This window comes from Pirellulales bacterium (assembly GCA_019636335.1).
In the GTDB taxonomy this organism is placed as follows: domain Bacteria; phylum Planctomycetota; class Planctomycetia; order Pirellulales; family JAEUIK01; genus JAHBXR01.
Genome location: JAHBXR010000019.1, coordinates 86,015 through 98,542, shown reverse-complemented (window position 1 = coordinate 98,542; position 12,528 = coordinate 86,015). Strand labels below are relative to the sequence as shown.

Here is a 12,528-nt window from a genome sequence, read left to right as displayed (position 1 = left end):
TGCTTGACCCACGAGTTCGTCCCGGAACTCGTGACGCTTCGACTGGAGATACGAGCCATGAAGAAGCTGCTGATCCTGACGGCCGTAGCGATGCTCACGGCTGTCGCACAAGGATGCTGCCACAATAACAACTTTGTGAACCGTGGCGCGCCGTGCAACACGTGCCCAACCAGCACTGCCCCTGCACCGTGCGCTTCGGGCGCTCCCTTTGCCGGCGACGCGTATATGTCGCCCGCGGCCGGTGGCATGTATGCCCCTGGTCCTGGCTAAGCGAGAACTTGAAGTTGCCTGGCACTCCTTCGGCGCTCAACTGAGGAACGACGCGCATCCGCTGCTCTGTGCCACAAACCCAGATGGGATTGCACAAGCCGGCCGATCGTCTCAGGGGCTTCGCCTGTCACAGCAGGCGAACCGCGAGTGCTGAAACGACCACTGATTGCCCCGCGAGGAATGAGCACTCGAACCCGTTGGCCACGATGGGCGCATGTCCCCACCACGGCGTTTCGAGTCTCTCGCGACACCACAATCAGCGACGACGCTGCTTGATCGACACCACCAACTCGAACGAACCGGACACCGCGTGACGCGCCGTTACCCAGAAGGGAGCGGCCGTCGCCGCGGACGCGGTGTACCCCGTTCGACCTGATTCGACATCCAGCGACCGACCCCACCGGCGACCGTCCGCAGCGCGACGATACGTGCCATCCTGACCACGCATCGTCGCGCCGGACGGCTGCTGCCGGCTTCTCATTCCTGTAGATCGCTCGTCATGCCAGCCTCTCTGCGCGCCAGCAAACCAAATCGACTCGGCCGCATCATCCTGCGCGAGTTCTTTCACGGGGCACACCCGACGACGGGCCCACTCGGCCGTGCCCCCGTATCCCACCGGGCTTCCGATGTCACGCCGGGTGCGCAGGAAAAGCCGCCGGCAAAGCCCGCTTAGTTCGTCGCGCGCGGATAGCCGGGCACTTTATCGCCGAGGAACGCATTCAGCCGCTCGGCAATCAGGCGATTGCCCGCTTCGCTGAAGTGGTGGTACTTCTCCGTCAGGAAGAAGCGATCGATATTTCCCGCCGCGAGAAAGTCGCCCGAGAGATCGAGCAGCGGAATGCCCTGCGTCTGGGCGAAGCGTTCCAATTCGGCAATGATCTGCCGGTACAACACTAGTCGTGCCGGCTCCTTCAACTCGCCCACTTCCGGCAGCATGACCAACACCAGGGGGACATCCCCCGCCTCGCGCTTGAGCTCCGCCAGGATCGCCAGGGCCAGTTGAAACTGCTCGTTGCGATCGACTTGAACGCGCACTTCGCGCGCCGGCTTGACGACCGTATCGACGGTGCGGAAGAGTGCGCTCTTCTCGAACAAGAACCCCAGCGGTCGCGCACTCGGGTCCACCACATCGCCCGTCTCGATCTTCGGCGGCACGGGCTGATTGCTCACCACGACGCGGCCATCGATCAGGTTGAAGTGGGGCACCGCGGCGCCATTCGGGGTGCGCATATTCACGAGGCGCCAGAAGTCGTCGACAATGAAGCTCGCCACTAATAAGTCGGGCTCGAGCCGTGCATGCTCTCGTTTGAACCAAAGATAATCCTGCCCGACCGAGTACCCCCCCTGCCCCATGTTCACTGCCTGAATGCGCGGATTGACTTGTTCCAACTGCGCGGGATAGGTGTCGGGATCGTCCACGCCGTAGCCCATCGTCATCGAATCGCCCAGGCAGACGACGCGGAAACGATCGCTCGGCTTGTGTCCAACGTAATCCTCGCGGCCGCGAAAGCCGTCGGCATTGATGGTGATCGAGCGTCCCTTGCCGTAGAGATGGCTGACGGTTTTGCCGGGAATATGTTCCCAACCTAATTCCGAGTTGTGCCGGGCGTGATAATCCTCGAGATAGGTAATCGCCCGGGCGGCCGAGCGGCGCCGTGCGAGAAAGTCCGGCACCATCCAGAGAATCGACAAGAGCCCTTCGAGAAAGACTAACCCGACGGCGACCGCCACGATCGCAAAGACGATTCGTTTGCCGCGTTGGGAACCCTTGGTCGACATGAGTCTAGTTCTCGCTGGGGGGACGTTGGGTCCTGCACCAGTTTGAATTGTAATCCCCGTGGGTTTCTCAGCCTTCGGCCGCATCCGAAACTGCTAATTCCGCGGTGTTGATCCTGCGGGTGCCGGCGGCCTGAGTGGAGCGATGGCCGGCGGCATGTTGCGTTCGCCCGGCGGACGGCTGGCGCTGTCGAACAACAGGCACACGTAATAAAGCGTGACATAGTTGCCACCCAGGTTCGGATCAAGCGACTCCTGTTGCAACGATCGTCGCAAGAGCTCGGTCTGACCGTACGACACGTGATACCATTCTCCCGCGAAAAGCTCGCGTCGATAGCGTCCCCAACTTAGCAGATTGCTGGCCACCAACCCGACGAGAACCACGTTCACCAACAATGCTCGTCGAGCGCTGCTTCCTTCGAGAAACCAGTTCAGTCCCAGCCATACGGGAAACAGCAAGGTCGCCTGAATCGGCAGACCATAGTACCAGAGGCGATGGTCGACATCGTAAATCGCGGGATGCCGTACGACCATCACCGCCAGCATGAAAGCACCTGCCACACTTGCCAGACACGAGTAGAGCAAGGGGGGGACGAACGCCGTCCATCGGTGGCGAGGAATGCCACGCCGCTTGAGCACGATGGCCAGCGCTGTCAGCATCAGCAGCAAAGCGAGCAATAAGGCATAGTTGCCGAAACCGAGCCAAGCCTGTTCAACCAGCAAGAGCGATCCTTGCGCCAGGTGCCAGGGTTCCGTAACGATGCGCATCAGGTCGACGCGCTGATAGCTAAAATCGGGCCGATAGCCATTGATCCAAAAGATGAGCTGCGGACCCAGCACGTAGTTGTAGAGCAACCCCGTCGCGCTGCTTGCCATGAGCGCGAGGCAGACATCCCAGTGTCCTTTTCGCCACACGGCGTGAATCGCGGTCAGCGCCGCCGACACGGTGACCAGGTAGAACCCCATGCGATCGAGCAGGCTGATCGCCGTTCCGATGGTGTACAACGAGACGACCGCCCACCACATCGCACGCCGTGCGACACCATCGCGTGGGCGCTGCTGAAAATACCAGACGAGCGACATCCCCAGCACGATCAAGGGCACCATGAGCGGCTTCGTCGAACGATAGTACATGCCGTCGGTCGAAAGTCGCACGAATCCGGTCAGATAGACCAGCAACACGAGGATCGACGTGACGGGAGGCAACCGCGGCAGGAGTCGCCCGATCCATAGTTGATGCACGAGCACCAGTGACACGGTGGCAAGGAACGTACTGGTGGCAATGAACAGCGGATACCCCATTTGCAGCCAGACGCGAAAGACTTGCGCATCGAGGTAGTCGAAGAAATAGCTCAGCTCACGCCCCTGGTAGGCATTGAAGTCGTTCGTGTGGGGGTCAAAGACCTTTGCCGCGATTCCCCGGTAGTCGAGATAATGGCTGATGAACCAGGGAGATTCTGTCTCGAGCACGCCTCCGTGCCAGTAGATCGCCGGCACGACGAGCAACACGACGACCGACAAACGCAGGGCACGCAGTACCAGGCCCCCACCTGGCTGTGGCTGTTCGGCGTCTCGTGTGTGGGTGGACTTGGGCAAAGGCGAACGCATCCAGAACGATCGGCGACCACGCTTGTGGCACCTACGGAAAGATTTCCGACCCCCTCGCGAACCGGCGACTGTATGCCAATGTCGCTACCACTTTGCGGAATGTCCAGTCGTCCGCCCGGTACTTCCGATCGTGTTCGTTGCCCCAGTTGCGCGGCCTCGTAACAACAGGTAGAATTCGTCTTATGCAAGGCACACCCGAACAACTCGAGCTGGCGAGCGACCAGCGACATCTGATCCACGCCCTTCACAATCCGCAGGCGCAAGCGCACGCCCATATTTGGGTTCGCGGCCAAGGCGCGTTGCTGTTCGATCACGACGGACGAGAATACCTCGACGGCCTGGCTGGCCTGTGGAACGTCGTCGTCGGCCACGGCCGCCAAGAGCTGGCCGACGCGGCCGCCCGCCAGATGGAAACCTTGGGATACGCCTCGGCGTACACGGGCAGCACCAATCGGCCCGCCATCGCGCTGGGCGAACGTTTAGCGGAGCTTTGCTACCCCTCGATCCAGCGATTCTTTCTCACGTGCGGCGGGGGAGAGGCGAACGAATCTGCCTTCAAGACCGCGCGCTATTACTGGAAAGTCGCGGGGCGTCCCGAGAAGACCAAAATCTTCAGCCGTACCTGGGCCTACCACGGCACCACGCTGGCCACCATGTCGGCCACGGGCATCGCCAGCTATTGGCCGATGTTCGAACCGCGGGCCCCCCATTTTCTGCACATCGCGAGCCCGTATCCTTATCGCTTCGCGCCGGCGGCGGACACCGCGTCCGACGATTCCCGCACGCCGGGACAACGGGCCGCCGATCTGCTCGAAGAGGCGATCTTGCGCGAGGACCCCGAGACCGTGGCGGCCTTTATTGGCGAGCCCGTGCAGGGGGCCGGCGGTGTGATTGTGCCCCCGGACGACTATTGGCCCCGCATTCGCGAGATCTGCGATCGGTACGACGTGCTGCTTATCGCCGACGAGATCATTACCGGCTTTGGGCGCACGGGGGACTGGTTTGCCCTGTCGCGCTACGGCATCGAGCCCGATATCGTGGCCTTTGCGAAGGGCATCACGAGCGGCTATTTCCCGCTCGGCGGCATCGGGGTGAACGGTAAGATCGCCGGCGCCATCGACCACGCTCCCGACCAACTGCGTTGGATGCATGCCTTCACCTACTCGGGGCATCCCGTTGGTTGTGCCGTGGCATTGGCGAATCTCGACATCATCGAACGCGAGGGATTGGTCGCACGCGCCGGCGAATTGGGACGCCATCTGAACAAGCAGTTGCGCACACTCGAATCTCACCCACACGTCGGCGAGGTACGCGGCCTGGGCCTGATGGCAGCGGTGGAATTGGTCGCGGACAAGACCACCAAGGCGGAGTTCCCCGCTGGCGAGAACGTGGGGGGACGGGTCCACGAGGCGACGCAACGTCGGGGGCTCTTTACTCGTCTGCGGGGAGACGTTTACAACCTGGCCCCCTGCTACGTCACGACCGAGGAGCAAATCGATCGCATGGTCTCGATCCTGGGCGAATCGATCGACGAAATCCTGCCAGGCTAATCTTCGACTGTCGCGGCGGTGCAATTGCTGCGATCCTCATCAGCGGAAGGTTACCTCGGCCGGTACGCCCCTTGCGTGCTGGTTTCCTCAGGCGAAACCTCTACCTGGCGTGTCTACAATAGAGGAAATAACACCTCGATTCCTCGCCCGGGAGAGTTCGCCTTGTCGCGCCGAACCTGGCTTGCCCTGCCCCTCGTTGTCACCTTGGTCCTGCTGCCCGAAGTGGCCCGGGCGCAGTTCGACGCGCGCGAAACGCCGGACGGCACCCCGTTGGGCCCGTCGTCGACGAGAGAACTGCGCATCGGCATGATTGTCACGGCGGGGGGCGCTCCTTGTCGGGGCATCGTGGCGACGGCGCCGGTGCCGATCGACTGGCCCGAGCAGCGCGTGCGCGTGGTCGAAGAAGACTTTTCGCCGAACGTCCGCGAAATCGACTACCGCAATGTCGGAGACACCGTGCGTCAGATGGTGCTCGACATGCCGGTGCTGGCCGCGGGGGAAGAAGCCCGAGCCATTCTCGTGCTCGAGATCGAGCGATCGCAGATCCCCGCCCCGACCGACACCTCGGGATTTATCATTCCCAAGAAACTCGACAAGTTCACCCGGCTATACCTGGGACCAAGCCCCTATATCGAAAGCCGCGATCCGAAGATCAAGTCGGCCGCGAAGGAAGCGATCGAAGGAAAAGAAACCGCCTGGGAACAGGTCGAAGGGATCTACGATTGGGTTCGCGACCGCGTGACCTACGAAGAAGGCCCCCTCAAAGGTGCGCTCGCCGCCCTGCGCGATGGGAACGGCGATTGTGAAGAACTGAGCTCCCTCTTCATCGCCATGTGCCGGGCCATCAAGGTGCCGGCACGCACTGTTTGGGTGCCCGGGCACTGCTATCCCGAGTTCTATCTCGAGGATACCGAGGGCAAGGGGCACTGGTTCCCCTGTCAGGCCGCGGGAGATCGCTCCTTTGGCACGATTGTCGAGCCGCGTCCCATTCTGCAGAAGGGGGATAACTTTCTCGTGCCCGAGCGGTCCCGCGACCGCCAGCGTTACGTGTCGGAGTATCTGACCGGCAAGGGGGGCAATCCGAAGGTCAAGTTCGTCCGCGAATTCGACGGCAAGACGTTCAATTAACCCCCCCCGACGTGCAGTTCTAATGGCGGAAACCACTGTCTCTGGACAGTTAATCAGCGATGACACACTACTCGTCGCGGTGACTGCCATTCCTGACGAGCGCAAAGGGGAACGCATCGTTGTGCTACACAAACTGATCGATGTGGCGCCAAGCGAAATCTGCCGTCGCCCGGCGGAAGCAGGTCTCCCGCCGTTATGGGTCCCAGGGCGTAACAGCTTCGTTGAACTCGACGAACTGCCGCTGCTCGGCACTGGCAAAATCGATCTCAGAAGGAAGAGTAAGCAACTGCCCGCGCGCGATTAGCGACCAATCTTGTGTGGCACGACAACGGCAGTGGCTCCGTTGAAGCGTACTTGCCGTCGCCCCACACGGCCCCGGGGCCTCGCTTTCCGCGTCTGAACAGGCACGGAAAGCTGAAGAAGACGGGGCGCATCCCGTCGCAAGAGGCGCTTCAATGGTGCCGGCCCCAGCAACCTGGCTGACTCGACCGTAGTCACCGCGAGGCCATGTCCCCTCGCACATTGGCAGCCAACTCATAAAAAAACGGGCCGCACTCGCGTTGAGTGCGGCCCGTTGGCTTTCACAAACTATTGGACGCCAGGGCGTCCTTCGCTCGTCTTAGCGACGGCGGCGGAGGCGGTAAGCTACCACACCACCGATCGTGCAGAGAGCGAATCCCAACACACTTGCCGGCTCCGGAGCAGCCAGACCGACCAGCGTGAAGGAGTAGGAGTTCCCCGGCATGCCGAAGACCGCATCCTCGTCGGTGAGGAAGGTCAACGTAGCCGTCTTGATCCCCGGCGGGAAGAGCGGATCGAAGTTCACGAAGTAGGAGATCAGGCCACCGGCACTGATTACCGTACCGGGGACGAACCCGGGCAGCGAGAACTCAACCGCATCCGGACCGGTGATCGTCGCCGAAATCAGCGTCATGTCGGTCAGCGTCGGATCGCCACCATTGGGATCGGTGGTGATGTTGCTGATATCGAGCTGAAGCTGGCCGTTGGCACCGATCACGACACTACCGAAGTCCAGGGTGTTGCCCGGAGCCGGGTTGTTGTCCGTATCGTACGGCAGTCCGTTGAAGATCGGGCCCACACCTTGGCCACTCACCGTCACCGGTACGACCTGAGCCTGATTCGTGCCGTCAGCGCTTCCGTTCGAGAAGGAGACGGTGAAGGTGCTCGAGTCGATGGTATGGGTGGTCGGCTGGTAGTTGATGGCGTAGTTGACATTCGTGTGGTCAGTCAGGCTGAAGGCCGCACCACCACCCGTGAAGCGAGCATCCGTTCCGGTATCAATCGTACCGTTCAGGTTGCTGACCGCACCTAGGCCCGACAAGTTGCCGTCACCATTGTTATGCACCGTGACCGAGGGCGGATTCGTGTTGCCCGGACCCGGAGTCAGGTAGGTGATACGGGTAAGAGGAGCGTCAACCGAGGAAGTAGCCTGCACAGGGGCAACACCTTGACCCTGAACGACGTAGGCCTCGCTCGTGGCCTGGTTGGTACCATCGGGGCTACCATTCGTGAACGACATCAGACCATTTTCCGAGTCCGCACCACGACCCGTCGGCGTATAGGTATACGAGTAGGTGTGCGTGGTGTGATCGGGAACGCTGATCGTTCCGAGCGGCGTGGGGGAGCTGGTCAGATTGAACTCACCCAGTGTCGTCGGCAGCGTGCCGTTCAGGTTGCTGACCGCACCCAGACCCGACAGATTACCGTCACCGTTGTTGGTCATCGAGACCGAAGCGGTGCCCGAAGTACCAACCAGGATGAAGCCGGCGTTGTTGGCCGACTGATCGACCGGAGTCGTCAGCGGGGCCACACCCTGACCAGTCACGTTGATCTGCAGGTTGACGGCCGTGTTGGTGCCGTCCGGATTACCATTCGTGAAGCTGTGGACCAGATTCTCCGAATCCGCACCACGAGCGGTCGGGTTGTAATCATACACGGGGTTGATCGTCGTATGATCGGGGACGCTCACCACAGCCGGACTGGACAAGGAGAACTCACCAGCACCGCCCGACAACGTACCGTTCAGATTGCTGATCGCACCCAGACCCGAGAGGTTACCGTCACCGTTGTTGGTGACCGAGGTAATCACCTGGCCCGTCGTGCCGACCAGCGTATAGGCGCCCGGCACACTCACGGCGCCACCGGCCGCGGCGGCCAACGGAGCCACACCCTGACCAGTCAGCGTGACCTGCAGGTTGTGAGCCGAGTTGGTGCCATCCGGGCTACCGTTGGTGAAGACGTGCGTGATGTTTTCCGAATCGGCACCACGCGCGGTCGGGTTGTAGTCGTACACCAGATTTTGCGAGGTGTGATCCGGCAGGCTGATCACGTTCGAACCGTTCAGCGAGAACTCGCCAGCACCACCCGAGGCCGTGCCGTTGAGATTGCTGACCGCACCCAGACCCGAGAGGTTACCGTCACCATTGTTGGTGACCGTCGCCGTGGCCTGACCAGTCGTACCCACCAGGGTATAGGCACCCGGCGTGTTGACCGCGGCGCCCGTCGCGGCACTGACCGGGGCAACACCCTGGCCGGTGACCGTGACCGTCTGGTTATGAGCGGTATTGTTACCGCTCGGGTTACCATTGCTGAAGCCGTGCGTGATATTCTGCGAATCGGCACCACGCGAGGTGGGCGTGTAGGTGTAATTCAGATTCGTCGAGGTGTGATCCAACAGGCTGATGCCAGCGGGACCCGACAGAACGAACTCACCACCACCACCCGAAGCGGTACCATTCAAGTTACTGACGGCGCCCAGGCCCGACAGATTACCGTCACCGTTGTTGGTGACCGTCGAGATGGCGTTGCCCGAGGTACCGACGAGCACATAGCCCGCGTCACCCCCGGTGGCAGCCGAGACCGGAGCCACGCCACGACCCGCAAACTGAACGGGCGCACTCCCCGAATCGCTCGTGATCGTGCGATTCAGCGTGTCCGCACCACGGCCAGTGGGCGTGTAGGTATAGACTCGCGTTTCACCCGGGGTGTTCGCCGCGATGGGACCAAACGCCTGGAACGAGAGGGGGCTAAACTCACCACCACCGTTCGGGAAGGTACCCGAGATCACACTGCCGTTCGTACCCAGGTTTTGAACCGTGAGATTACCGTTTTGGGCCGTGCCAACGAGCACGTTACCAAAGTTGAGCGTACCACCGGCCGAGGGCGTGGTGGTCAGCACCGGCACCTGCAAGGCATCTGCGGTTGTATCCTGCAATTTAATGTCCAAACCCGACACCGTGATGTCGATGCCCATGTTGAACGTAATGACACCAGAGATCCAGGCCGTCCAGGTGGCACCAGCGGCATCGATGTTCGTGACCTGCTGCGTCAAATTTTCCACCGAAGTGGCGGCGAAGTTGAACGCTAGCGGGATGAAGCTCGGCACCGAAGGGTTGACCGTGGTGCGGATATCGCGACCAGGGCCACTGAACACCCCCGGCTCCAAGTCTTGAATCGAACCGGTACCAGCCAACGTCGGAATTGCCTCGTTCAATACTTCGTTGATCGACGCAATCGTGCCGAGATTGAAGGGGGTATTAAAGAGGCCAGCGATATTCAAATTCGCGTTACCGCTGATATCGCCCGTCAAGGCACCACCGAGGTTACCACCGCTCCCTGACGAATCGATCAGGTAGTTGGTCGAGAAGTTATTTGGTGGCGTGGCAGCCAAGGTACCCGGTGCGTTGAACATATTGCTGCCGGTCTGCTGATACGTCAGCGAGCCAATCTGGCCGGTCAAGTCGGCCTGCACGTTGGCACTCAAGTCGAAGTTGATGCCAATCAGGGTGATATTACCGTCACCATTGAAACTGATCGTGTTCGACTGAAGCGGAACCGCACCGCCAGGCCCGAGCAGGTTCGCCGTGACGTTGCTGACCACCGCGTTCTGCAACGACTGCGGGGGGCTAGCGAGCGTCAACGTACCCGAACCGGTCGGATTCCGGTTAATGCTGACAGGACCCGGGTTGATACCATCCGTCAGCGAGATCGCGCTGAACTGCGGGTTGATGTTAATATTACCCGGCGCCGAGGCATTACCCAGGAAACCGAGCGAGGTCCGCAAGGTGAAGTTGATCTGGCCACTCACCGTCACACCGCCCGTGGCGGTGATCGTAGCCGTAAACGACTGATCGTCACCACCACCGTCAATAAACGTCAGTGGAATAGCCGACGCACGTTCCGTGGCAACACACATAGCCAGGGAAAGTAGCGACGCTACAAGAAACTTGGTCCGCAGAGAACTCATTTGCTGGCCCTTCCTAGAGGTTCGATCAGCTGAGCTAGGTTTGGCGAAACCGAGGCCAACCGCCATCAATGTTGTCTCAATCCCCCCCGCTGACAGCGGGTTTGCAAGCAACCCGCGCAGTAGGTGCACAGTAAGCTACGACTTGTAAAGCAAAATCCGTGCCTTGCGCGACACGTTTTTTGAACCAACGACCTGTAAGTTAGTTAGGGAAAACAATGTTCATCACCCGCCGCTCAAAATCCGTAGAAAGCGTAAATGCCGGCTTACTGGCGCCATTTACATTGTTAAGGTGTCTTTGCGCCTCGCCCGAAACGCCATGCTGGCTTGGCCGCTGACTCTCAACATCGTGCAAAAGGCCCTTTTATCCGCGCATATGCTATCGCTTGACCATAGCTACCACGGTCGCCGAGTTTACCAAGCCGTTTTTTGGTCTGCCAGTAAATTCTTGAAAATCTTTTCGATTTCCCTCGACACTTCTCCACGACCTTTCGTCGGGCTGCTTTTTTTGCTTTCTGCTCGCGTGCGCAGGGATCATGGTTAAACTGGAAGGCACGTTCTCGACCGTCCCGGGGGGGATCTGACGGCTCGCTTCGCGCGAATCGCCAGTTGTAGCACGGGCATAGCCGGTTCGATGTGCCCGTCTACCAGCGTGCCAAGCCAGCCTCATCCACACTTGAATGCACCTCGCGGGTTGCCTTGTGTGGCTGGTAGGAGGCGGCGTTTCTCGTCCCCCGACGGCCCAGACGCCACGATCCCGTTTTCACTCGAACCCGGTAGCGGTGCCTTCGATGTCGACGTCGTCTACAGCAGCCCCAGCCCCCTCGTGGCGGGCCGACTCGCCCGCCGGCTGGTGGGGCTGGACAGCATGGGGACTGCTCGCGGCCGCCCTTGGTGTCATGTACCGCGACAGCTTCGTGCAGCTCGTGAACACCTGGGAGAACGACCCGAACTACTCGCATGGGTTCTTTATTCCCTTGGTCTGTGCCTACTTAACCTATCTGGGCTGGCAACAGGTGGGCCCACCCTTTCGAGCGAACGTGCCGCGCCAGACCGTGCTGCTGGGGGTGCTAGAGATCGCCCTGGGATTCATGATTCATCTGGCGGGCTGGTTCGTGGCTCAGCCCTTGTTCGACTTACTGGGTCTGGTGTTCATCCTGCGTGGTTTTCTGCTGGCGATGGGGGGCAACGAGGTCAGTCGTGGCTACAGCTTCGCCGTGTTCTTCCTGCTGTTTGCGGCCCCCTTGCCGATGGCGATCTACCAGCCCCTGGCGGTTTTCCTGCAAGAGCTCGTGAGCGTGGTCTCGACCTTCGTGCTGGAAGTGCTGCAAATTCCCGTCTACCGCGAGGGCTACAAACTGCAATTATCCGCCGGATACCTGGAGGTCGGACCGGCGTGCAGCGGCACGCGGCAGATCACGGCGTTTTTGGCGCTGGGGGTCATCTTGGCGCATTTGAGCGATCGCGGCCGGGCCTACAAATGGGTCGTCGGCATGATGGGGTTGCCCATCGCCATCGCGACGAATTGCGTTCGCGTGCTGGTCACCGCGTTCATCCTGCTGCTGTTCGGGCGAGAATGGGCCGAGGGGGTGTTTCACACGATCGAAGGACTCCTTATGCTGGTATTAGGGACAGTACTAATGGTGGCCACGGCTTTGTTTCTGGCGAACCTGGACGACGCCTACGGTTGGGGCGGACGTCGCCAGGATGGTAATTCGGAAACGGACGCCACGCGTGCGGATGGCGCCGCCACGAATACCGTGGCGACCGAACCGAGCTAGAGTAGCGCTGCGGCAGTTTCGTACGTAGCGAGCGTGAGTTGTTGTCGAAGGGGCGTCACGAGCGTTTGCAGAGCGAGCCGTTCGGCGAGTTCGCGCTCGGTGACAAGGTCGCGTGGGGCGGCTGATTCGTGTCGAAGATGGTTCGCCCGAG

Annotated in this window: 7 protein-coding genes; 4 read left to right on the top strand and 3 right to left on the bottom strand. The window is 60.9% G+C overall.

From position 1 onward, the window contains the following. Positions 1 to 939 precede the first annotated feature (939 nt). Together KF708_17865 and KF708_17860 are read right to left on the bottom strand one after the other, a co-directional pair. Positions 940 to 2,049 carry a hypothetical protein gene (locus KF708_17865; GenBank protein ID MBX3414559.1) on the bottom strand — a complete coding sequence of 370 codons (1,110 nt, stop codon included), beginning with the start codon at positions 2,047 to 2,049 and terminating at the stop codon, positions 940 to 942. A 93-nt stretch (positions 2,050 to 2,142) separates the two neighbouring features. Then, positions 2,143 to 3,654, bottom strand: coding sequence for a hypothetical protein (locus KF708_17860; GenBank protein ID MBX3414558.1), 1,512 nt, complete (start codon positions 3,652 to 3,654; stop codon positions 2,143 to 2,145). Positions 3,655 to 3,836: 182 nt separating this feature from the next. Between KF708_17860 and KF708_17855 the strand changes: the two genes are divergently transcribed. The 3 genes from KF708_17855 to KF708_17845 all read left to right on the top strand — a co-directional run bounded on the left by KF708_17855 (position 3,837) and on the right by KF708_17845 (position 6,636). Further along, entirely contained in the window at positions 3,837 to 5,204 is a 1,368-nt protein-coding gene (locus KF708_17855; protein MBX3414557.1) for an aspartate aminotransferase family protein, read from the top strand. A gap of 162 nt (positions 5,205 to 5,366) precedes the next feature. After that, positions 5,367 to 6,332: a transglutaminase family protein gene (locus tag KF708_17850; protein ID MBX3414556.1), complete on the top strand. Its 966-nt coding sequence runs from the start codon at positions 5,367 to 5,369 to the stop codon at positions 6,330 to 6,332. Between the two features lie 22 nt (positions 6,333 to 6,354). Beyond that, positions 6,355 to 6,636, top strand: a complete 282-nt coding sequence (locus KF708_17845) for a hypothetical protein (GenBank protein ID MBX3414555.1) — start codon at positions 6,355 to 6,357, stop codon at positions 6,634 to 6,636. Between the two features lie 315 nt (positions 6,637 to 6,951). Here the strand turns inward: KF708_17845 and KF708_17840 are convergent, their stop codons facing one another. After that, a complete protein-coding gene (locus KF708_17840; GenBank protein MBX3414554.1) occupies positions 6,952 to 10,599 on the bottom strand; it encodes a choice-of-anchor D domain-containing protein in 3,648 nt (1,215 codons plus the stop codon). A 788-nt stretch (positions 10,600 to 11,387) separates the two neighbouring features. Here KF708_17840 and KF708_17835 point away from each other — a divergent pair. Next, on the top strand, positions 11,388 to 12,377 hold the full coding sequence (locus tag KF708_17835) for an exosortase/archaeosortase family protein (GenBank protein MBX3414553.1): 990 nt from the start codon (positions 11,388 to 11,390) through the stop codon (positions 12,375 to 12,377). Positions 12,378 to 12,528 lie beyond the last annotated feature (151 nt).

Excerpts from the sequence above, each read along its gene's own strand:
- KF708_17865 (MBX3414559.1), bottom strand. The coding sequence starts at position 2,049 with ATGTCGACCAAGGGTTCCCAACGCGGCAAACGAATCGTCTTTGCGATC.
- KF708_17860 (MBX3414558.1), bottom strand. The coding sequence starts at position 3,654 with ATGCGTTCGCCTTTGCCCAAGTCCACCCACACACGAGACGCCGAACAG.
- KF708_17855 (MBX3414557.1), top strand. The coding sequence starts at position 3,837 with ATGCAAGGCACACCCGAACAACTCGAGCTGGCGAGCGACCAGCGACAT.
- KF708_17845 (MBX3414555.1), top strand. The coding sequence starts at position 6,355 with ATGGCGGAAACCACTGTCTCTGGACAGTTAATCAGCGATGACACACTA.
- KF708_17840 (MBX3414554.1), bottom strand. The coding sequence starts at position 10,599 with ATGAGTTCTCTGCGGACCAAGTTTCTTGTAGCGTCGCTACTTTCCCTG.
- KF708_17835 (MBX3414553.1), top strand. The coding sequence starts at position 11,388 with ATGTCGACGTCGTCTACAGCAGCCCCAGCCCCCTCGTGGCGGGCCGAC.